Source organism: Pseudonocardia sp. P-1 (assembly GCF_058111925.1).
The window spans coordinates 124,104-144,313 of record NZ_JBYJZH010000003.1 but is presented as its reverse complement, the minus strand read 5'-3'; the positions used below and the strand labels follow the sequence as shown (position 1 = coordinate 144,313).

22 protein-coding genes, 1 pseudogene and 1 other annotated feature are annotated in these 20,210 nt (G+C 71.5%); of the genes and pseudogenes, 7 read left to right on the top strand and 16 right to left on the bottom strand.

Annotation, left to right across the window (positions count from 1 at the left end; genetic code table 11):
* On the bottom strand, positions 1–368 hold a 368-nt coding region (locus AC0GKK_RS28655; protein WP_489884244.1), incomplete at its 3' end, for a hypothetical protein.
* A 117-nt stretch (positions 369–485) separates the two neighbouring features.
* On the opposite strand from AC0GKK_RS28655, the gene AC0GKK_RS28650 reads away from it, so the two are divergent.
* The 5 genes and pseudogenes from AC0GKK_RS28650 to AC0GKK_RS28630 all read left to right on the top strand — a co-directional run bounded on the left by AC0GKK_RS28650 (position 486) and on the right by AC0GKK_RS28630 (position 4,163).
* Entirely contained in the window at positions 486–1,313 is an 828-nt protein-coding gene (locus tag AC0GKK_RS28650; RefSeq protein ID WP_489884243.1) for a GntR family transcriptional regulator, read from the top strand.
* A 121-nt stretch (positions 1,314–1,434) separates the two neighbouring features.
* Positions 1,435–1,716: a hypothetical protein gene (locus AC0GKK_RS28645; RefSeq protein ID WP_337826953.1), complete on the top strand. Its 282-nt coding sequence runs from the start codon at positions 1,435–1,437 to the stop codon at positions 1,714–1,716.
* A pseudogene (locus tag AC0GKK_RS28640) lies at positions 1,713–1,937 on the top strand (zeta toxin family protein); the annotation flags it as partial. The gene AC0GKK_RS28645 and the pseudogene AC0GKK_RS28640, both read left to right, overlap by 4 nt.
* An 86-nt stretch (positions 1,938–2,023) precedes the next feature.
* Positions 2,024–3,291, top strand: a protein-coding gene (locus AC0GKK_RS28635; protein WP_489884242.1) for an IS3 family transposase whose coding sequence is annotated in 2 segments (ribosomal slippage) — positions 2,024–2,290 and positions 2,293–3,291 — 1,266 coding nt in all. Because the reading frame shifts where the segments join, the coding sequence is not laid out codon by codon here.
* Positions 2,278–2,409, top strand: a sequence feature (AL1L pseudoknot). Its footprint overlaps the gene before it by 132 nt.
* Positions 3,288–4,163, top strand: coding sequence for a zeta toxin family protein (locus tag AC0GKK_RS28630; RefSeq protein ID WP_489884246.1), 876 nt, complete (start codon positions 3,288–3,290; stop codon positions 4,161–4,163). Before AC0GKK_RS28635 ends, AC0GKK_RS28630 begins: the two co-directional genes overlap by 4 nt.
* A 58-nt stretch (positions 4,164–4,221) precedes the next feature.
* On the opposite strand, the gene AC0GKK_RS28625 is transcribed toward AC0GKK_RS28630, so the two are convergent.
* Positions 4,222–4,521: a hypothetical protein gene (locus AC0GKK_RS28625; RefSeq protein ID WP_489884241.1), complete on the bottom strand. Its 300-nt coding sequence runs from the start codon at positions 4,519–4,521 to the stop codon at positions 4,222–4,224.
* Between the two features lie 130 nt (positions 4,522–4,651).
* Here AC0GKK_RS28625 and AC0GKK_RS28620 point away from each other — a divergent pair, with 130 nt between their 5' ends.
* A complete protein-coding gene (locus AC0GKK_RS28620; protein WP_357439988.1) occupies positions 4,652–5,329 on the top strand; it encodes a hypothetical protein in 678 nt (225 codons plus the stop codon).
* Between the two features lie 25 nt (positions 5,330–5,354).
* Here AC0GKK_RS28620 and AC0GKK_RS28615 read toward each other — a convergent pair whose 3' ends face one another.
* The 10 genes from AC0GKK_RS28615 to AC0GKK_RS28570 form a co-directional block, all read right to left on the bottom strand.
* Positions 5,355–5,981 (bottom strand): hypothetical protein, encoded by a 627-nt coding sequence (locus tag AC0GKK_RS28615; RefSeq protein WP_357439985.1) that lies wholly within the window; start codon positions 5,979–5,981, stop codon positions 5,355–5,357.
* A gap of 259 nt (positions 5,982–6,240) precedes the next feature.
* The gene (locus AC0GKK_RS28610; protein ID WP_425571687.1) at positions 6,241–6,456 is read right to left on the bottom strand and encodes an FDXHR family putative zinc-binding protein; all 216 of its coding nucleotides are present in this window, start codon (positions 6,454–6,456) and stop codon (positions 6,241–6,243) included.
* Between the two features lie 130 nt (positions 6,457–6,586).
* On the bottom strand, positions 6,587–6,952 hold the full coding sequence (locus AC0GKK_RS28605; RefSeq protein ID WP_345651124.1) for a hypothetical protein: 366 nt from the start codon (positions 6,950–6,952) through the stop codon (positions 6,587–6,589).
* A 225-nt stretch (positions 6,953–7,177) separates the two neighbouring features.
* On the bottom strand, positions 7,178–7,762 hold the full coding sequence (locus AC0GKK_RS28600; protein WP_010227564.1) for a recombinase family protein: 585 nt from the start codon (positions 7,760–7,762) through the stop codon (positions 7,178–7,180).
* Between the two features lie 164 nt (positions 7,763–7,926).
* A complete protein-coding gene (locus AC0GKK_RS28595; RefSeq protein ID WP_161152135.1) occupies positions 7,927–9,078 on the bottom strand; it encodes an acyl-CoA dehydrogenase family protein in 1,152 nt (383 codons plus the stop codon).
* A gap of 13 nt (positions 9,079–9,091) precedes the next feature.
* Complete coding sequence (locus tag AC0GKK_RS28590; RefSeq protein WP_161152136.1) at positions 9,092–9,880, bottom strand: enoyl-CoA hydratase/isomerase family protein; 789 nt, start codon at positions 9,878–9,880, stop codon at positions 9,092–9,094.
* On the bottom strand, positions 9,873–11,504 hold the full coding sequence (locus tag AC0GKK_RS28585) for a long-chain-fatty-acid--CoA ligase (RefSeq protein ID WP_161152158.1): 1,632 nt from the start codon (positions 11,502–11,504) through the stop codon (positions 9,873–9,875). The genes AC0GKK_RS28590 and AC0GKK_RS28585 overlap by 8 nt, the downstream gene beginning before the upstream one ends.
* Before the next feature lie 76 nt (positions 11,505–11,580).
* Entirely contained in the window at positions 11,581–12,741 is a 1,161-nt protein-coding gene (locus AC0GKK_RS28580; protein ID WP_161152137.1) for a thiolase family protein, read from the bottom strand.
* 42 nt (positions 12,742–12,783) lie between these two features.
* Positions 12,784–14,307, bottom strand: a complete 1,524-nt coding sequence (locus AC0GKK_RS28575) for a class I adenylate-forming enzyme family protein (protein ID WP_161152138.1) — start codon at positions 14,305–14,307, stop codon at positions 12,784–12,786.
* Positions 14,304–15,161: a CoA transferase gene (locus AC0GKK_RS28570; protein ID WP_202417230.1), complete on the bottom strand. Its 858-nt coding sequence runs from the start codon at positions 15,159–15,161 to the stop codon at positions 14,304–14,306. The genes AC0GKK_RS28575 and AC0GKK_RS28570 overlap by 4 nt, the downstream gene beginning before the upstream one ends.
* A gap of 133 nt (positions 15,162–15,294) precedes the next feature.
* On the opposite strand from AC0GKK_RS28570, the gene AC0GKK_RS28565 reads away from it, so the two are divergent.
* Entirely contained in the window at positions 15,295–15,915 is a 621-nt protein-coding gene (locus tag AC0GKK_RS28565) for a TetR/AcrR family transcriptional regulator (protein WP_161152140.1), read from the top strand.
* 326 nt (positions 15,916–16,241) lie between these two features.
* Here AC0GKK_RS28565 and AC0GKK_RS28560 read toward each other — a convergent pair whose 3' ends face one another.
* The 4 genes from AC0GKK_RS28560 to AC0GKK_RS28545 are packed head-to-tail and all read right to left on the bottom strand — an operon-like array spanning position 16,242 to position 20,141.
* Entirely contained in the window at positions 16,242–17,465 is a 1,224-nt protein-coding gene (locus AC0GKK_RS28560) for a hypothetical protein (RefSeq protein ID WP_489884240.1), read from the bottom strand.
* Positions 17,462–18,241 (bottom strand): AAA family ATPase, encoded by a 780-nt coding sequence (locus AC0GKK_RS28555; RefSeq protein ID WP_253067042.1) that lies wholly within the window; start codon positions 18,239–18,241, stop codon positions 17,462–17,464. The genes AC0GKK_RS28560 and AC0GKK_RS28555 overlap by 4 nt, the downstream gene beginning before the upstream one ends.
* Positions 18,241–19,860, bottom strand: a complete 1,620-nt coding sequence (locus AC0GKK_RS28550) for a transposase (RefSeq protein ID WP_489884239.1) — start codon at positions 19,858–19,860, stop codon at positions 18,241–18,243. The genes AC0GKK_RS28555 and AC0GKK_RS28550 overlap by 1 nt, the downstream gene beginning before the upstream one ends.
* Positions 19,861–19,865: 5 nt before the next feature.
* Positions 19,866–20,141 carry a hypothetical protein gene (locus tag AC0GKK_RS28545; RefSeq protein WP_337826778.1) on the bottom strand — a complete coding sequence of 92 codons (276 nt, stop codon included), beginning with the start codon at positions 20,139–20,141 and terminating at the stop codon, positions 19,866–19,868.
* Positions 20,142–20,210 lie beyond the last annotated feature (69 nt).

Genomic DNA, 20,210 nt, shown 5'->3' with positions numbered 1-20,210 from the left:
CGGTTGTTCTCCACGAAGGCCGACCAGCCGACCGGAACCCGCGCCCGGAACTCCACAGGGACATCATCGACACGCATGTGCACGACGTTCTCGCCGGACTGCGCCAGCCGGTCCGGATCGAGAGTCAGGTCGTCTGCCCGTAGCGCCACGCTGCCGCTGTCGACGAGATCGCTCATCAGCGCTGCGCGCGCCTCCCTGGCGTTCGGGCCCTCGGACCACTCCAAGACGACGCCCCCCGACATGGCGGGCCAGTAGTCCAGCTGACAGTTGCTCAGCTCGCTGCCACGAATCGCGAACAGCAGTCGACCGAGCACCTCGGATTGCGGGTGATGGGAACAGGCCGCGTCTGCAGGCGGGTCGAAACTCATTGCGTCAGGATGGCAGAGTTGCTTTTCACTCCTGCTCTGATCCCGTGGCCGCGATGCGTGATCTGCTCCGGCCGAGCCGTTTCGGGTAAAGGCCTCGCAGGCCGATACGGGGCCCCCGTGACCGGATCGACTGAAGTCGACACGCGGGCCTCGGGATGCCCACCACGCGCAAGTTGGCTATACGGGTACGGTTGGGGTATGGCGAAACGGCCGAACCGGACACGGGAGATTGCTGCCGAGCTGCGCGCGTCGATTCTGGCCGGTGACTATCCCCCGGGGGTGCCCCTGCCCAGCCGGGCAGAGCTGACCGAGCGCTTCCACGTGTCGCCGATGACCGCGCGCAACGCGGTCGAGATCCTGCGCGCCGAGGGCCTGGTCGAGCTCAAACGCGGCTCCGGGGTCTACGCCCGCGCACAGCGGCCGATGCTGCGCTCCGCCCGCAACCGACTCAGCCGCGCCGAACGTGCCGCCGGCCGCGGCGCGTTCACCACCGACGCCCACACCGGCGGCTGGACCCCGCGTTGCGAGGTCACCGTCCGCACCGAACCGGCCACCGACACACTCGCCGACCAGCTCGACATCGACCCCGGCGAGGAGCTGCTCGTCCGCGACCGCACCATGTCCGCCGGATTCGAAGTCGTGCAACTGGCCACCAGCTACCTGCCCTCCGCGCTCGCCACCCCCGAGATGCACGAGGAAGACTCCGGCCCCGGCGGGATCTACGCCCGCCTCGAGGAAGCCGGACACGAACTCGACCGCTTCGAAGAGACCGTCCGCATCGGGCAAGCCGACGTCGAGGAAGCCGAGACCTTCGGCGTCGCCGCCGGCACCGCGGTGTTCCGGCTGACCCGCCGGGCGTTCACCACCGAACGCGTCGTCGAGGTCAACAACATCACCATGCTCGGCGACCGATTCACCCTCGCCTACGACCTACCCGCCCAATGACCAGCTCGTTGCTTCGACCCGAGCACCAGCGTTTCCTCGCTACACTGAGCCGCCGCATGCACCGGCGGGATGGGAGTTCGCATTGACGAGACCGACCCGGCCGACCACTGCCGAGGAAGTGGTGAAGAAGCTTCCCCCGCACACCTGGGACAGCAACGTCGCCGTCGCCTACGAAGCGACCCAGGAACTCATCAACGACGTGATCGGCTGCTACGTCGCCCTGCTCAACCATGAACGCGCGAGCAGCCGGCCCGACCCGGAACGGATCCGCCAGCTGCGCGCACAGATCGCCGACTGCGACCAGCGCCAGCGCACCCTGGACCCGGGCGAGGAGTCCGAGATCGCGGCCGTACGCAGCTCCTACCGCCACGTGCTGGACGGACTGCGGGCCGAACTCCGGTGAACCCCGAGCACGACGACCTGGCCCACTACCGGCTCTCGGCCGAGGAGAACGAGCGAGTCTTCCGCGAGGAGATCGTTCCACTGCGTCTGGCCCGGTTCGAACCGCAGGACCAGCCCCTGCTCATCGTGCTCATGGCCCAACCCGGTGCCGGGAAGTCGGCGCACGCGGCCCGTATCCGGGCAGAGCTGGCCTCCGAGGGCGGCGTGGTCGAGATCGACAGCGACCTGAAGCGCCCCGGATGTGGTGGAGGCTCTGATCCCACGGGAAGGTGGAGATCGTGCCGGCACCGAGGAAGTTCAGCGACGAGATGCGCGAGCGCGCCCAGCGCATGGTCCGTGAAGCACGCCGGCAAGAGCCGGGGCTCTCGGTCAACGCGGCGTGCAAGCGGATCGGCCCGCAGTTGGGGATCCTCCCCGACACGTTGCGCGGCTGGTGCAAACAGGCCGACATCGACGACGGTCTGGCCGCGGGTGTGACCACTGCAGAGTCCGAGGAGCTCAAGCGGCTGCGGCGGGAGAACGCCGAGCTGCGGCGGGCGAACGAGATCCTCAAGACCGCGTCGGCGTTTTTCGCGGCGGCGGAGCTCGACCGCCATATCCGCTGATCGTGGCCTACATCGATCAGCACAAGCGCCGCTTCGGGGTCGAGCCGATCTGTGCTGCCCTGTGCGCGCAGGGCATCGCGGTCGCCCCGAGCGGCTACTACGCGCACAAGAAGCGGGGTCCGTCGCGGCGGGCGCTGCACGACGCGGCGCTGGCCGAGACGATCGAGGCCACCTTCTTCGACCGGGACAAGGGCCGCGGGCTCTACGGGGCCCGCAAGATGTGGCACCAGTTGCGCCGCGACGGCGTCACCGGCCAAGGCGGCGAGCCGGTCGCGCGCTGCACCGTGGAACGACTGATGCGCGAGCTCGGGCTGCGCGGCGTGCGCCGCGGTCAGCCCACGATCACCACCCGGCCCGACCAGCACGCCGGGCGGGCCCCGGACCTGGTCGACAGGGACTTCACCGCGGCGCGGCCCAACCAGCTCTGGGTCGTGGACCTGACCTACGTGCCGACATGGTCGGGGACGGTGTTCACCGCGTTCGTCTCCGACGTGTACTCCCGGCGGATCGTCGGGTGGCGCTGCGCCGCGCGGATGCCCACCGAGCTCCCGCTCGACGCCCTGGAGATGGCGCTGTGGACCCGTGAGCATGCAGGTCAGACCGCTGATGGTCGACTTGAGGGGTTGATCCACCACTCCGACGCCGGAAGTCAGTACACCGCGATCCGCTACGGCGACCGGCTCGCCGAGGCCGGCGCGGTGGCCTCGATCGGCTCGATCGGTGACTCGTATGACAACGCGATGGCCGAGTCGCTGATCGGGCTCTACAAGTCCGAGTGCGTGCGCCGCGACGGGCCGCTGCGCACCGTCGAGGACCTCGAGCTTGTCACCGCCTCCTGGGTGCACTGGTTCAACACCAACCGGCTGCACTCCATGATCGGCAACATCCCGCCGGTCGAGTACGAACAGAACTACTACGCTCACGACACCGCCCGAGAAGATCCAATCTCGGGAGAACCCAGCCTCCACTGAAGCCGGGGCGCTTCAACCTCTACAAGCCGTTCCATCCCGACTACCACGAGCTGATGGCCACCGACGACCAGCTGATGGCGGCAGCCACGCGGGCAGACGGCCGTGCCTGGATGGCCCGAGTCCAGCAGTACGTGCGCGAGCATCGACTCAACGCGGTCTTCCACGAGACCGCGCAGGACCCGCAGGAATCCCTCGACACGCTGGCCGCCTACCGCGCCGCCGACTACCGCATCGCCGTTCTGGCCCTCGGAGTCCACGAGAGCCAGAGCCTGCAGGGCGTGCTGCACCGCTACCAAGAACAGGTCAACGAGCGCGGAGCCGGGCGACTGACCGTCGCCGAGAACGCGGAACGCTCCTACCGCGGCATCGTCGACACCGCACGCCTGATCGACGAGCGCCAGGCCGCAGACGTGGTCGCGGTGTATCGGCGCACCGTCGACGAACAGGGGCCCGCCTATGTGAACGAGCTGGATGAACGCGGCGCATGGCGCCGGCCGCCCGGGTTCGCCCACGCGATCGAGATCGAGCGGCACCGGCCCCTCGACGCCGAGGAGATCCGCAACTACGAAGTCGTCCAGGACCAGCTGCGCACGACCCTCGCCGAGGACCTGCGACCACGCCTGCACCACGTCGAGCAACTCGCCGCCGACCTCCTCACCCCCTCCGCCGAACGTCTCGCCGCCTACCAGGCACCCGAGCTGCTCCGGCAGAACAACCGCGACCTGACACACCCCGCAGTGGCCGTACGCAGGCTGCACCGACCTCCCACCGCCGGACGTCCACCACGGCGCCCAAGCACCGGACCCGACACCGCGACCGCACCGTCGCCGACTGCCGCACAGCGGCGCCGCGGACCAGGCCCAACCCGCTGATCGCCCGCGTGCGCGGTCAGGGGGAGTGCTCCTGCGGAGCGTCGATGCGCAGATCCCGTCAGAACCCCTCGCCGGCCGTGAGCGGTGCCACCGCCCCGGGCTTGGTCGGGGCATCGTCGAGCAGCTCGTCGACGCTGGCCAGGGTCGCGCGCGCGGTCATCTGCGGCAGGCGGTCGAGTTCGAACCCCGCCGCCTCGAGCAGCGCAGCCAGCGCATACCCCTCCGTCGTGCCACGCATCCCGGCGTACAGGCCCTGATTGACCCGGTGCCGCAGCACCCCGGCCGCCTCGTGACAGCGCCGCTTGTTCTCCCGCAGCCGGGACGCCCGCCGCTGGGCCGGAGACTCATTCACCACCACCCCAGAATCGCACAGGTGTTCGACTCTGGCGAGCGTGGTAACCGCCACCGGTGCGAGCCAAGAGCTGCCTGATGAGCAGGGGGAGCTCCATCGCGCGGACTCGTCGGTGCGGGCTGGCACACTCCCCGCCATGCCAGACGAGCAGCTGCCCTCCCGCGTCGTGGATGCTGAGCACCGCGGCTGGATGCTCACCAACGACGGCGGCCTGGGCGGGCCCCTGGGGTATCGGGACGCCAGCGACTACCAGGCGCAGCGGCTCCTGACGCCGGGGGAGCTCGCCGAGCAGTGCGGGCCGCTGCGGCCGGTGGTGCCCCCAACCGAGGCGGACGTGGCCGAGCTGCGTCGAGCGTGGACGGTCGCCGGACGCAAAGCCGCGTACACGACGGCTGTCGCCGTGCAGATCGCCTTCGGACGCCTGCGCGAGGGAAACGGAGGCCTCGCGGCCCCACACAGCTACGAGGTGACCCGGCGGCAGCTCGCCGCGGGCCGCCCCGGCTCCTGGGAAGCTGTCCGGCTCTTCGAGCTGCAGCTGTGGGCGAACAAGAACAAGGAAAGCCGCTACGACACCGCGGCCGCGGACACGATCGCGACAGTGCTCCAGCGCTGGGTATCCAGCCCGGACCACTACACCGAGGTCGCCGAGACACTGACCGGGCTGTTCGCAACCTTCGCCGACGAACAGGGCGGGTGGCCGGCAGTGGCCGACCAATGGCTCCAGCAAGGCGCCCTGGACCACGAGGGCGTGCTCCTGACCTACAGCCTGCTGTACTCCACCGGCGCCGAGTTCGACCCCGCCATGCTGAGCTGAGCCACTACCTCGAGCCTGTCGACCATCACTGGCCTCCGTCCGTGCTCGCGGGAGAGGAACCCCCGGCGCGGTAGGCGTTGACGGCGTTCGCGATCAGCAGGGCAGTCGACTCGTCGAACGCCTGCGCCATCTGCTCGCCGTCCGCGGCGACCACGATGGGGTCGGGTCTGTCGACGGGCCACGACAGGTCGACGGCCGGGGCCGGGTCGCGTCGGATCGAGTCCGGCACCAGTTCGCCGCCGACCCGCCACCCGGTCGTCCCGTTCGTGTTCCGCTCCGCGACCGGGTACTCGATGCCGTCTCCGCGGTTCGTTTCGATGATTGCGTACTCCGGGCCGCTGGCCGGGGCCGCCAACGCGATCACGTCCCGGAGCGCGTCCCCGTACTGAGAGTTGGCCGGGGTGGCGTCAAGCCATTCCCTGAGCGTGGCGAGCACATCGTGCACGGTCAGATCAGGCCTGGCCGGGTCGGCGCTCGCCGCGACGGGGGCGTACCGGACCAGCGCGGCAGCATCGCAGTCGTGCAGCGCGACCGCACCGGTCGGGGTGTCCACATCGAGCGGATACCAGGCGCCGTCATCCATCTGCCGGTACACCATGCCGGTGTCTGGAAGTACCGCGACGGGGATCGGCTGAGTGGCGCGTCCGGTCATCGGGTCGCTCCACAGCGGCACGTGTCGCCCTCATAGCGGCCGCTGTCGCTGTACTGGCCGAGCCAGTCGTGCACGTGCTCGGGGTGGTGCGGGTTCACCCGCGGGTCAGAGCTTGTCGCGGTCATGACTGGGTGCCTCCTGGGTGGGTGTGCCAGACACGTGGGTCGGCGCCAGCGGTAGCCGTTGGCTTTGTCCAGGCTCGAGCATCCCGACGCGTGTTCGGGCGACGCCGGGAGATGCCGCGCCGGGGATTACCAGTTCAGGGGCTAGGGCTGAGTAGGACCCGAACCCATACGTTCTCGCTGGTCAAGACCAGTCCTAGCTCGTCCGGCGGGAGGCAGCGGCCTCGGGGGCGGTGGGCGTCCCACAGGTCAGCATCGTCGAACACGTGCCCGCAGCCGCGGTGTCGCCGACAGCAGTGGGCGCGGTCAGCGCCGGCCCACCGACGGCCGCAGCACGCGATCGGCGTAGCCATGCCTCGTCCGGATCGGTAGGGAGGACCGGTGTCGCTGCAGACGGGCGCGGGGCTCGGGCGGATACTGCTCATGAGGGTCTCCTCGCGCGGTCAGACGGGTCCCTGTGGGCCAGCTCGCGGCGGTGCCCTCTCATTTGCCCAGCGCCTTCCGCACGGTCGAGCGGTGCACCCCGGCGCGCGTCGCCAGGCGGTACTCCGACCCCTCGGTGGTCGCCAGCATGGCGCCAGTGAGTCGGTACATCGCCGCCCGCTCCGCGTCTCGGGCTTGCTGCCATGCCGTGCCGACCTGCTCCAGCGACTGCTCGCGCAGGACCACGCCTTTGACTCCCAGTAGCGCGAGCTCTCGCTCTTCTGCCTGGTCGACACTCGGGTAGCGGGCAAGGACGCGGTCGAACGCCGCGGTGAGCTGCTCCGCCTCCACCTCGGTCACGGTGGTCTCGAACCTGCCCAGCCAGGCGGCGACGTCCGGGCGAAGTTCGTCTACGGAGACTCTCACCCCCACAATAGTATATACCTGTACTGGATTAGTACAGACCTGTACTGAAGCAGTGGGTGAGTAGCGTGGACCCGTGCGGTCGCTCGAGGAGTCGGGGTCGCCGTAGTTCTCGCCGAAAATCGGGCGGATATAGCTGAGTAGCCTCTTGAGCTGCGGATGGTGGTTGCGCGGGAGACCGCAGTTGGCGACGGCCCGAAGTGCAAGGTAACGGCCGAGCCGGTCGGATCAGACCACCTTCGCGCGAGCGCGGGAGAGCGCTCGGTAGACCGTGGAGCGGGTGACGGAGAAGAGCTCCTCGAGCTCGCTGATGGTGTGCTCGCCGGCGGCGTGGAGTGAGACGAGGTGCGCTTCCTGCCGCGGCGAGAGCTTGGGCTGCTTGCCGCGCAGCCGGCCCTTGGCTTTGGCGACCTTCATACCCTCTCGTGTCCTCATCCTGACGAGATCGGCCTCGAACTCGGCGATCATGGCGAGTGCGTTGAACAGCAGTCGGCCGATTGGGTCGGTGGGGTCGTGCACCGAGCCGCCGATGCAGAGCTTGATCTCGCCGGCAGTGAGCTCGTCGGCGATCGCACGGGCGTCGGGCACCGAGCGGGCGAGGCGATCAAGCTTCGTGACCACGAGGGTGTCGCCGGCGCGGCATGCGGCAAGGGCTTCGCGTAGCCCGGGCCGGGCGCGGTTCGTGCCGGTGAGGCCGTGGTCGACGTAGATCCGCTCGGTCGCGACGCCGAGCGCGGTGAGGGCGTCGCGTTGAGCGGTGAGGTCCTGGGCGTCGGTGGAGCAGCGGGCGTAGCCGATCAGCAGTCCGGTCACCGGGGCAGTCTGCCGGTTATGGCCCCCTCACCGGAACTATTCACCGAACCAGGCTTACGGGACACCTCGTACTGGGCCGATGCTTCGGCGCTGGCCGGGGCGGGGGTGTCCCGGTAGGGGTTCCTCTCGTGGGATATCGACGCTCCATCTGGTGGACGGCCTTCTCACAGGGACCGGGCAACAAGCTCCTTCATGATCTCGTTGGTGCCGCCGTAGATCTTCTGCACGCGGGCCGAGGTGAACATGCGCGCGATCGGGTACTCGTTCATGTAGCCGTACCCGCCGAACAGCTGCAGGCAGCGGTCGACGACGTTGTTCTGCACGTCGGTGCAGAAGAACTTCGCCATCGAAGCGGACGCGGCGTCCAGCTCGCCCGCCATGTGGCGGGGGATGAACCCGTCGACCATGCTGCGGGCGGCCGTCGCGTCGGTGGCGCACTCGGCGAGCACGAAGCGGGTGTTCTGGAAGCTCATCAGGTTCTGACCGAACGCCTCCCGCTCCTTCACGTAGGCGATCGTCTCGCGGACTGCCGCGGTGGCGGCCGCGGCGCCGGCCACCGCGATGATCAGTCGTTCCTGCGGCAGTTGCTGCATCAGCTGTGCGAAGCCGCGTCCCTGGGTGCCGAGCAGGTTGCCCGCCGGGACCCGCATGCCGGAGAAGAACAGCTCCCGGGTGTCCTGGCCGTGCTGGCCGATCTTGTCCAGCACGCGGCCGCGCTCGAAGCCCTCCAGGCCCTCGGTCTCGGCGACGATGAGGGACAGCCCCTTGCCGCCCTCGTCGTCCCCGGTGCGGGCGACGACGACCAGCAGGTCGCAGTGGGTGCCGTTGGAGATGAACGTCTTGGCACCGTCGATCACATAGTGGTCGCCGTCGCGGCGGGCGCGGGTGCGGACGCTTTGGAGGTCCGAGCCGGTTCCGGGTTCGGTCATGGCGATCGCGCCGACGAGGTCACCGGAGGCCATGCCGGGCAGCCAGCGCTGCTTCTGCTCCTCGGTACCGAACGCGTTGATGTAGTGCGCGACGATCGTGCTGTGGACCATGTTGGCCCAGGCGTCGTCACCGACGCGGGCCTGCTCCTCGGCGATGACGGCCTCATGGGCGAACGTCGCGCCGCCGCCGCCGTACTCCTCGGGGATGCTGATGCAGAGCAGCCCGGCCCGGCCGGCGGCCCGCCAGAACTCGCGGTCGACCATGTGCGCCGCCGCCCAGCGCTCCTGGTTCGGCACGACCTCCTTCGCGATGAAGGTGCGGGCGAGCCCGCGGAGGTCGTCGAGCTCCTGGGTGGCCCAGGGGGCGCGGTAGTCGTCGAGAATCATCGGATGCTCCCTCTCATCGGCCGGTGAAGGCTGGTGTGCGGCCCGCGGTGAAGGCGGACAGCCCCTCGCGGGCGTCGTCGGTGCCGAGCGCGCGCAGGAAGTTGTGGCGTTCGGTCGCCAGCCCTTCCCGCAGCGGCTGGTCGTGGGCTCGGCGGGCGGCGTCCGCGGCGAGTGCCACGGCGCGCGGCGCGTTCCCGGCGATGCGGCGGGCCAGCCCGATCGCGGCCGGGACGACCTCGTCATCGTCGACCACGTCGGCGACCAGCCCGGCGTCGCAGGCCCATGCGGCGTCGACCGCGTCGCCGGACAGCAGCATGCGCATCGCCTTGGCCTTGCCGACGGCGTGCACGAGCCGCTGCGTGCCACCGGCCCCGGGAATGACCCCGAGCTTGACCTCGGGGACGGCGAACCGGGCCGAATGGCCGGCGATCGCGATGTCGCAGGCCAACGCCAGCTCGCACCCGCCGCCGTACGCGATGCCGCGCACGGCCGCGACCGTCGGTGTCGGGTAGTCGGTGAGGACGTCGAAGAGCCGGTCGAACGGCAGCTCGTCGGTCGGCGCGGCGCCGATCATGGCCGGGACCTCGGCGATGTCGGCGCCGGCGCAGAACGCCGGGCCGGCGCCGGTGACGACCACGACGCGCACATCCGGGTCGGCGGCCGCGTCGGTGAGCCGGCCGGTCAGCTCGGCGACCAGGTCGCGGCCGAGCGCGTTGTAGGACCCGACGTGCTCCAGCGTGAGCAGTGCGACCGGGCCGTGCCGCTCGGCGGAGACCAGGGTCTCGGTGGGCTGCTCAGTCATCGGTACCGCCGTAGTGACCGGCCCACGTCGTGCGGATGGTCTTCTTGTCGCACTTGCCGACGCTGGTGCGGGGGATCTCGCTGACCGTGATGAAGGACTCCGGCAGCTGCCAGGACGCGAACGCCGACGACAGGTGCGCATGCAGGTCCGCGAGCGTCACCTCGTGCCCGGGGGTCGGGACGATGAGCACGAACGGCCGCTCCTGCCACTTGGGGTGCGGCAGCCCGACGACCGCCGCCTGGGCGACGGCGGGGTGGCCGGCCAGCAGGTTCTCCATGTCGATGGAGGAGATCCACTCGCCGCCGCTCTTGATCACGTCCTTGAGCCGGTCGGTGACCTTGAGGTAGCCGTCCGGGTCGATCGTGCCGACGTCGCCGCTGCGCCACCAGCCGCCCGTGAAACGGTCGTCGGCATCGGCCATGTTGTGATAGCGCGTGGTGATCCACGGGCCGCGCACACAGATCTCGCCCTGGGCGACGCCGTCGTGCGGGACGTCCTCGCCGGCCGCGTCGACGAGCCGGACGTCGACCAGGGTGGCGGGGAGCCCCTGCTTGCGCTTGAGCTCGAGCAGGTCGTCACCGGACAGCCGGGCACGCACGCCCGGCTTGTACCGGTTCATGGTGACCAGCGGCGTGGTCTCGGTCGCGCCGTAGGCGTGCACGATCTCCGCGCCGGTCAGCTCGGCGAAGCCGCGCATCAACGACAGCGGCGGCTCGGTCGCGCCCGACATCATCCGCAGCCGTCCCAGGTCGGGCTTGTCCTCGAGCGAGCGGATGTAGTCCAGCATCGGCCCGAAGATCGCGGGAGCACCGTTGGTGACGGTCACGTCCTCGGCGATCAGCGCGTCGGTGAGCGGCCTGGTGTCCTCGGCCGTGTACCGGCCCGGCAAGACGATCTTGTTGGCGGTCAGGGTGGCCGCCTGCGGCAGGCCCCAGGCCTGTCCGTGGAACATCGGCGTGATCAGCATCGTGCAGTCGTCGAGGGTCATGCCGATGTTCGTGGCGAGCGAGAAGGAGTGCAGGCAGATCGCGCGGTGCGAGTAGTAGACGCCCTTCGGCCGGCCGGTGGTGCCGGTCGTGTAGCAGGCGCCGTAGGCGGAGCGTTCGTCGATCTCCGGCCAGTCGATCCGGGGCGCCGCGGCAGCGACGAGGTCCTCGTAGTGGTGCACGTTCGGCAGCGTCGTGCTGATCTGGTCGAGCGGCTTGTCCGTCAGCACGACCCACGCGGTGACGTCGGGCAGCATCGGGGCCACGGCCTCGGCGACCGGCAGCAGCGTCTCGTCCACGCAGACGATCGAGGTCCCGCTGTCGGCGACGACGAAGGAGAGGTCCTCGGGCCCCAGGCGCAGGTTGAGCTGCACCATCACCGACCCGAGACCGGGGATCGCCCAGTAGAGCTCGTAGTGACGGCGGCTGTTCCAGTCGAGGATGCCGACCCGGGTGGCCGGGCCGGCGCCGAGGCCGGCCAGGGCGTTCGCCCCGCGCACGATGCGGTCGTAGGCGTCGGCGTAGGTGTAGCGGCCCCAGCCGCCGTCCGGGAGCCGGTAGACGATCTCGCGGTCGCCGTGGGTCCGGGCGGCGTGCCGGATCAGGGTGGTGGTGTTGAGCTGGACGTCGTCGCCCATCGTGGACGGGTATCCGGTCACGACGGTGCGGGTGGGTGCCGGCACGAGGGACTCCTTCGTCGGTGCGCGGGTGGGGTCAGGGGAGGCGTTCGATGACGGTGGCGTTGGCCATGCCGGCGGCTTCGCAGACGGTGAGTAGGCCGTAGCGGGCCTCGCGACGCTCCAGCTCGTCGAGGAGCTGGGTGAGCAGGCGTCCGCCGGTCGAGCCGAGCGGGTGGCCGATCGCGATCGAGCCGCCGTTCACGTTGAGCTGGTCGTCCGGGTAGCCGAACTCGTCGCGCCAGAGCATCGGGACGGGCGCGAACGCCTCGTTGACCTCGGCCAGGTCGATGTCAACGATCGTCAGCCCGGCCCGGTCGAGCGCGGCGCGGGTGGCGGCGAGGATCGCGGTGAACTGCAGAACCGGGTCGTCGGCGGCGACCGCCATCGACACGATCCGCGCCCGCGCCCGCAGGCCCACCGCCTCCGCGTACGACCGGTCGGCGACGAGCAGCGCGGCGGCGCCGTCGCTGATCTGGGACGAGTTCGCGGCGGTGATCGCGCCCGCCGGGTCGAAGACCGGCGTCAACGTGGCCATCCGCTGCCGGTCGGGCGCGGCGCGGATGCCCTCGTCGCGGGTCATCGGGCCGTCGACGCCCTCCAGCGGCACGAGCTGCGCCGCGAAGTGCCCGGCGTCGGTCGCCGCGGCGGCCCGCTGGTGGCTGCGGACGGCGAAGTCGTCGAGCTGGTCGCGGGTGTAGCCCCACTTGGCGACGACCAGCTCGGCGGACGGACCCTGGGCAGGCAGGTTGCCCTCGAACCGGGCGAGCGCCCGCTCGCCGTACCACTCGCCCCGCGGCCCGCTCGGGTCGAACAGCGGACCGAGATCGACCCGCGACATCGACTCGACACCGGCGCCGATCGCGACGTCGTACTCGCCGGAGCGCACGCCCTGCGCCGCGAAATGGACCGACTGCTGACCGGAGCCGCACTGCCGGTCCAGGGTGGTGCCGGGCAGACCGATCGGCAGCCCGGCGCCGAGCAGCGCGGTGCGGGCGACGTTGCCGGTCTGCTCGCCGCGTTGCAGGGCGCAGCCCACGATCACGTCGGCCAGCGAGTCCGGGGCCACGCCGGTGCGGTCGACGAGGTGGGTGAGGGTGTGCGCGAGCAGGTCGACCGGGTGCCAGTCGCGCAGCTGCCCGCCGCGCTTGCCGACCGGGGTGCGGACGGCGTCGACGATCACGGCTTCTCGGGTCATGCGGCGTCTCCTGTCAGCGGGTGCGGGAATCCTTCACGTTCCTCAGCCATCCAGGGCCCCCCGGAGCCGGTGCTTGAGGATCTTGCCGGACGGGTTGCGCGGCACGGCGCCGATCGTGAGCTCCCGCGGGAGCTTGTAGCCGCTGAGATGCGTGCGGCCGTACTCGCGCAGCTCGTCGAGCGTGAGCGTGGCGCCCGGGGCGAGGTCGACGACGGCGACGGCGATCTCGCCGTACTCCTCGCTCCGGCGCCCGACGACGGCCAGGTCGCCGACCGCGGGGTGTGCGGCGAGGACACCCTCCACCTCCGCGGAGTAGACGTTGGCCCCGCCGGTGATGATGAGGTCCTTCAGGCGGTCGACGAGGGTGATGTAGCCGTCCTCGTCGATCCGGGCGAGGTCGCCGGTGTGGACCCATCCGTCGCGCACGGTCTCGGCGGTCGCCTCCGGCTTGCGCCAGTAGCCCTTCATCATCGACTCGCCGCGCATGATCATCTCGCCGACGGTGCCCGGCTCGACGTCGTTCCCGCTCGGGTCGACGATCCGCACCTCGGTGTTGGGCACCGCGACCCGACCGCTGGCCTCCGGGCGCGCGACGACGTCGTCGTGGTGCAGCAGGATGCCGCCCGGGCCGCCCTCGGTCTGGCCGCACGCCTGCACGATCCAGGCGTCGGGCAGCGCTGCGACCAGGGCCTCGGCGGTGCGGGCGGGCATCGGTGCGGCGCCGTAGAGGCAGATCCGCAGGCGCGAGAGATCGCGAGCGGCGAGGTCCGGCAGCCGCAGCAGGTGGGTGTACATCGTCGGGACGCCGAAGAAGAACGTGATCCGCTCGCGGGCGAGGGTGTCGGCCACCGTGGCCGGTTCGAACGCCGGGAGGATCACGTGGGTCGCTCCGAGCATCACCCCGTTCAGTAGCAGCATGTTGAGGCTCGCCGAGTGGTACAGCGGTGCGACGTGCAGCATCCGCTCCCCGTCCCGCAGACCCATGCCGATGCTGGAGTTGATCCCGACCCACAGCACCCGGCGATGGTCGAACAGTGCCCCCTTGGGCCGCCCGGTGGTCCCGGACGTGTAGATGATCAGAGCGTCGTCGTCCTCGGAGACCTCGACGTGGGTGGGCCGGGCGGCGTGGTCCCGGGCGGCCGCGCGGACGTCCTCGTATCCCTCGACGGTGCCCAGCGCCAGCGGCTCCGCGTCGCCCGTCCGGTCGGGCAGCGAGTGCCACGCCCGGACGCCGTCGGCGACCTCGGGCCCGAACAGCAGGAGCCGGGCCCCGGTGTCGGTGACCAGGTAGTCGATCTCCGTCGGTGCCGAGCGCGGGTTGATCGGCACCACGATCGCGTCCAGGCGGAGTCCGGCGTAGACGGCGACGACGAACGCGTCGCTGTTGCCGGCCAGCAGGAGCATGCGGTCGCCCTGCTCGAGACCACGCCCGGCCAGCTCGGCCGCCAGCTCGTCCACCGCGCGGTCCAGCTCGGCGTAGGTGAGCGCCACGTCGCCGAACTGCACGGCGACCCGGTCGGGACAGCGGCGGGCGGTGCGGGCGAGGACGCCGGCGAGGGTGGTCATCGCATCTCCTGGAGGGTGTCGTCGACGGTGGGCCCGACCGAGACGATCGGGATGTCGAGCTCGTTGCCGAGCTCCTGCCAGTGCGTGCTGTCCGCCGTGGCGAACCGCGCGGCGAGCTCGGTACGGGTGCGGCCGACGGCGTCACCCAGCCGCGCGACGAAGTGCGGCTCGACCGCGCCGACGGCGACGTATCCGTCGGTCGTCGGGTAGATCCCGTACCCGGGGCTCCCCCCGCCGAGCACGTCGCCGGGCCCGGTCAGCCCGTGCCGCACGCCGGCGGCCGCGTCCCGGGCGACCCGGTCGAGCACGACCGGCTGGTGCACCGCGGCACCGCTGCGATCACGCAGGCGCAGACCAGCGACGGCGGCGAGGGCGGCCCGCTCCCCGCCGAGGAGGTCCGCGACCGGGACGGTTGGGACTGCCGGCGGCTGCAGCGTGCCGTGCGCGGCCTGGTAGGTCAGGTCGTGCCCGGCCTCGCCGGCGCGCTCGCCGTCGTAGCCGACGATCTCGACGTGCACCAGCCGGTGACGGCTCACGCTCTCGCGCAGGCCCAGCCGGTCCAGTGCCGCCGGGCGCATCGCGGTGAGCAGGACGTCGGCCGTCGCGAGCCGCTGCTCGAGCCGCTCGCGGTCGGGCGCGTCGCGCAGGTCGAGGGGCACGACCTGCTGCCGGGCGGTCAGCTCGCGGTACCAACCAGGCGCCGCGACCTGCAACGCGTCCCCGGCCGGCGGCTCCACCTTGACGACGTCGGCGCCGAGGTCGGCGAGCCGTGCCGCGGCCACCGGGCCCGGGACGTTCACCGCCAGCGACACCACGCGCACGCCGTCCAGCGGCGCGGCCGCCCCTCGGTCCACGTCGTCTCCCATCCTCGAAAATGACTATACATACGTACAGTAACCTAGGTGAAGCGTATAGTTCGCGGTGTGATCGACACAAGGGGCGGGGTCGTACTATGCGTGCCGTGACGGTGCAAGCCCGGTTGGCGACATGAGCGAGCGATCGCGGCCGCGCCGGACCGAGGACCTCACGGCCCGGGCACGGATCCGTCACGCCGCGCTGGAGCTGTTCGCGGAGCGCGGGGTGGCGGGCACGCCGATGCGCGCCGTCGCGGCCCGGGTGGGGGTCACGGTCGGGCTGATCGTCCACCACTTCGGCACGAAGGAAGCGCTGCGTGAGGCGGTCGAGCTCGACATCGTCGACCGGTTCGCCGACGCGATCCTGTCCGCGCCGGCGGACGGCTCGGGTGCGGATGTGGCCGCGGCCCGCGACCGTGCCGTGGCCGCCATGCTCGCGGAGAGCCCGGCCGTCGTGGACTACCTGCGGCGCGCGGTCTTGGACCCGCACGGCGAACGCGGCGACCTCGTCAGCAAGCTCAGCGCGCTGGCCGCGGACCAGGTGGGCGAGCTGCGCCGCCGTGGCCTCGCCTCACAGCGCAGCACGATCGGCGAGCAGGTCCTGACGATCATGATCAGGCAGCTGGGGCAGGTGTTCCTGCAGCCGCTCGCCGACCGGATCATCGACGAGTTCGGCGAGAGTTCGGACGACGCGCCGTCGCCCCTGATTGTCGTGCGCCTGGAGCACCGAATCGACACGTTCCCCGGTCAGTGAACCCGCGACGCCTGGAGACGTCCGGGCGCGCGGCCGCGGTCAAGTCGCATTGCGACTCCGTCACGGCTGGCTCTGGTTCTGGCGGTCAGGAGGACCCCGCCGCGTGACCGCCAGCGTTCACTGAGCGTCCCGCAAAGCGATCGGCTTACGGCACACTTTTGGACTCGCTGCTCGGCTGGCTGCGCCCGGCTTGTGAACGATCAGAACAGGGTGTCGCGCACGCGCAGCGGCCGGTGTTGAACGACGCTGAAGTGGCACTGGCAGACGACAGATAAGTGGCACGCGGCGACAGCTAAATGGCACGGAAGTGGATCATCGTCCGGGCGTCAGAGGTTGGTGACGCTGGCCGTCTGGGCGACGGCTGCGGCGAACGGCGCGGCGGGGTGGTAGCCGTAGAGCGGCCGGGCCGCCGGGGGCGGCCTGGTCCCGGTAAGGGTGCAGCCGCGGGCGACGCGGTGTGCGAGACGTTGAACGCTGAGGTGGAGGTCGCCGGGTTGGCCGAACAGCAGCTGTCCGGGCCCCGGGTTGTCGTGGGTCTCGATTGCGGCCCGCAGCAGTGGCCGGGCTGCGGACGGGATGCGGTACTGCCCGGCGAGCAGGGTGATCTGCTCGGTGTCCGCGCTGTGGCGGTGGTGGGCGAGGAATCGTGATGCTGCGTCGGTGGCCAGTGCAAGCACTACCGCGGCGGCGGTGACCGGACAGACGAGCTGGCGCAGCTGGGTGATCGTGGCCGGGTCGAACCGCGGCCCGAGGACGGCGAGGGTGGCCGGGTTCAGCTCGGGCAGGGTCAGCTGCCGGTGTTCGCTGGCGAAGCCGTCCTGGGCAGCGCGTAGCCGGATCCGGAGCTCCGCTGGGGTGGCGGCGTCGATGGTCAGGCGTTGCAGCAGCGCGCCGACGTCGCAGCCCGGCCAGGCGTGCGACGTGGGCGGGAGTCTCCACCCGAGCCGGTGTCCGTCGGGGCGCCAGGTGCGGGCCTCCTGCCTGGCCGCGGCGAACGCCGCGACGTACACCGCGTGCCCGGTCGGTGGGCACGGCGCGGCAGCCGTATCGGCGAGCAGCGCGTCCACCACAGCTGCCCACCCGGTGCGCGGGTGGGGCAGCGGCGCAGTGTCGCGGTGGTGCCAGACCGGCCACAGCGTGACGTCCGCGTCCGCGGCGAGTTCGACCAGCCGGGCCAGAACGGTCGGACAGAGTCGGTGTGCGCGCATCACGACCAGGTGGCGGATCTGTTCGGCGCGCAGCCACACCCGCAGCAGGCGTGGGCCGTGGCGGGTGCAGCGTTCCCGTGTCAGCGCCTGCAGGTGCTTGCCCAGAGCGCGGAGCAGGTCCTCGACCAGCGCCGGCCAGGTCGCGCCGGGCCGCGGATGACACACCACCCGCCCGGCCGCCAGGTCGTGGAGATCTTGCAGCCCGCGCATGCAGGCGGTGTCGTCGCGCGGGTCGAGTGCCCAGGACACCCGAGGGCGGTCGGCGGCGACGGGCTCGCTCGCACCGCCGGGCACGGCCGCGACGACGGCCGGCGCTGCCACGGCTGCCGCGGCGAAGCTCACGCTGGCGCGCTGGTGGTGACCCCGCCACCACCGACGTCGACGACGCCGCCGTGAACGGCGAAGGCGTTGTGCACGATCTCCTCGTCGATCCGGTCGCGCGCAGCCCGGGCGCACAGGTCGGCGGCGGTGTGGGTGAACGCGGCCCAGTGCCGCAGGTTCCCGTGTCCGACGTGGTCGTCGATCAGCGCCAGCAGCTCGCGGTCCGCGCCGTCGTAGATCGGGTGGAACGAGCCCATCAGCTCGCACACCTGCGGCGCGGTCAGCGGGTCCAGCGCCACGCGACGGTAGACCCTCGAACGCAGCATCGGCTCGCGGGAGAGCACCGACCAGGCGTCATCGCCGCCGACCAGCAGCAGCGCGAACCGGGTCCGCCGGTCGTCGTGGAGGTAGCGCAGGAACTCGATGCAGTCCTTGGTCAACCGCTGCGCCTCATCGACCACCACCGCCCGCGGGCCGCGCCCGAGGGACTCGAGCAGCTCGTCGGTGAGCACGAACCGGCTGCGCCGCCCGGCCGGGTCGCGGGTGAGCTGCTCGAACAGAGTGGCCGCGACCAGGCGCATCGTCGGCCGGGACGGGAACTCCACCCACGACACCGCCACCCCGGCGTGGCGGGCCAGGGCCCGCTCGACCGCGTAGCTCTTGCCCAGCCCCGCCGGGCCGTGCACCACGCCCATCGCAGACGCCGCCACGACGTGCTCCACGGCCTGATCGGTCGCGACCAGACCCGGGGTGGGCAGCGTGCGCGCCCCGGCGATGTCCAGGAAGTGGTGACCCATCAGCGGCTCTCGCTCTCTGTCGGATCGGCCGGGTCGACGGGCTCGACGGCCGCGGCGGGGGCGGGGGCGGGGGCGGCCAGGTCATCGAGGTCGGTCGAGGTGGCAGCAGTGGCAGGGGTGGCGATGTCGGGGTTCCAGAACGCGAAGTCGGTTTTCAGGTCGAGCAGGCTGGTACGCGCCATCCGGCGCAGCGCCTCATCGTCGCGACGCCCCGCACCGGCCCGGCCGCGCGTCGGCTCGCGGCGGTCGGCACGCGCGGACGCAGCAGTGATGACAGTGGTGTCGGTGACCGGGCCTGGCTCGGTGATCGGGGCCAGCTGGGCGCGGGCCCGACGGCTCGCCCGGCGCTGGCGGCGCCCGAGCTCGGCGGCGTCCGCGCGGCGTCGCTCGAGCACCGCCGCGCGTTGCTCGTCGGTCAGCGTGTCCTGCGCGAACGCGGTCGCCAACCACACATCACCGCGGAACACCTCGATGCTGCGCAGGTCGTGGGGCATGTAGCGGATCTGGACCCGTTCGCCGACCAGGCCGTTGAGCTCCGGGGCCAGGAACCGGACCCCGTCGTGATGCACACCGTCACGGTTGACCGTGCGTTCCCGATCGGCCAGCAGCATCCAACGCAGCGCCTCGGCCGGGATCTCCCGCAGGGGGGTCGCGTCCTGGGCCCAGCGCTGCAGCGGGGTGCCACCCAGCGCGGAGTGCACCCGGCTGATGTTGTAGTCGGCGACCCAGGCGGCGAGCCGGTCCACAAACAACCCGAGCGTCATCGGGTCGGAGTCCGGGCCGAGCAGCGTGCCGTCGGCCGCGCGCGGCCCGCCGGTGTAGAACGGCAACCCGGACAGGAACTCCTGCACCAGCGTCCGGTTCCACCTCTCCACCTTGCCCTTCAAGTGCGGGGTGTAGGCCGGGGCCGGCACCAGCTCCACCCCGAGAGCCGCGCACGAGCGGCGCAGCGCGGCCGCGGTGAACTCCAACCCGTGATCGGTACGCAGCACCGCCGGGACACCGCCGAACGGGCCGCGCGCCGGGTCGATCACGATCCCGCCGCGCAGCGCGGCCAGCACAATCCCCGAGTTGGGCCGCAGCGAGATCGCCCACCCCATCACCAGCCGCGAGAAGCCGTCGATGAACACCGTCGCCCACGGCTTGACCGGCCGCTGGGCCCGCGGCGCGAGCACCAGCACCGGCAGCTCGACGTGGTCGCCCTCCCACATCGCGTTGCGCGCCGGCGGCGCCCACCGCAGATACACCTCGTAGCGGCGTCGCCCCTCCGCACCGTCCACCAGCCCGGCCCGCTGGCCCGGAGTCAGCTGCGCGGCGAACGCGCGCTGCAGCCGGCGCACCGACAACCCGCCCGGACGACCGGCGTGCAGCTCGCGGTGCACCGCCGCGACATTGCCCTGCCACCGCGTGAACGCGTCCACATCCGCGTCGGTCAGTTCGTAGCGATCCGACCTGCTCTCCTGGTCGGTGTCGGTGAACTCCGCGACCCAGCGCCACACCGTCCGCGCGCCCACCTCGAGCTCCCCAGCGACGCGACGGACCTCGTCACCGATCGGCTCACCTGCTCGCCGGCGTTCCCGCAGCCGCGCCACCAGCAGCGCCTTGGCATGCGGGTCCACCCGAGTCATCGCGCCAGCTCACCGACACAGTCCGGGCACACCGGCCCCGACAGCCGCCACCCGGCGCTACTCATCCAGGCCTGCACCATCGGCGATATCCGATCGGCGCCGTCCGCGGCGGCCGCCAACTCTCCGCCCAGCAGGGGTCCGTCCCCGCACCGCACACACGCGAGGTCAGCGACCGGGCCGGGCGGCACGCAGCCGCGGCAGAACCGCCGCTCGACCAGCCCCATCGACTCCGCCTCCATCGACTCCGTGGTGTCCAGCAGCAGCCAGGTCATCGACACCTCCGCGCGCTCGATCGGGTTCCCCGGCGCCTGCCCGCACCCCGAACAACGCATCTCCACGCG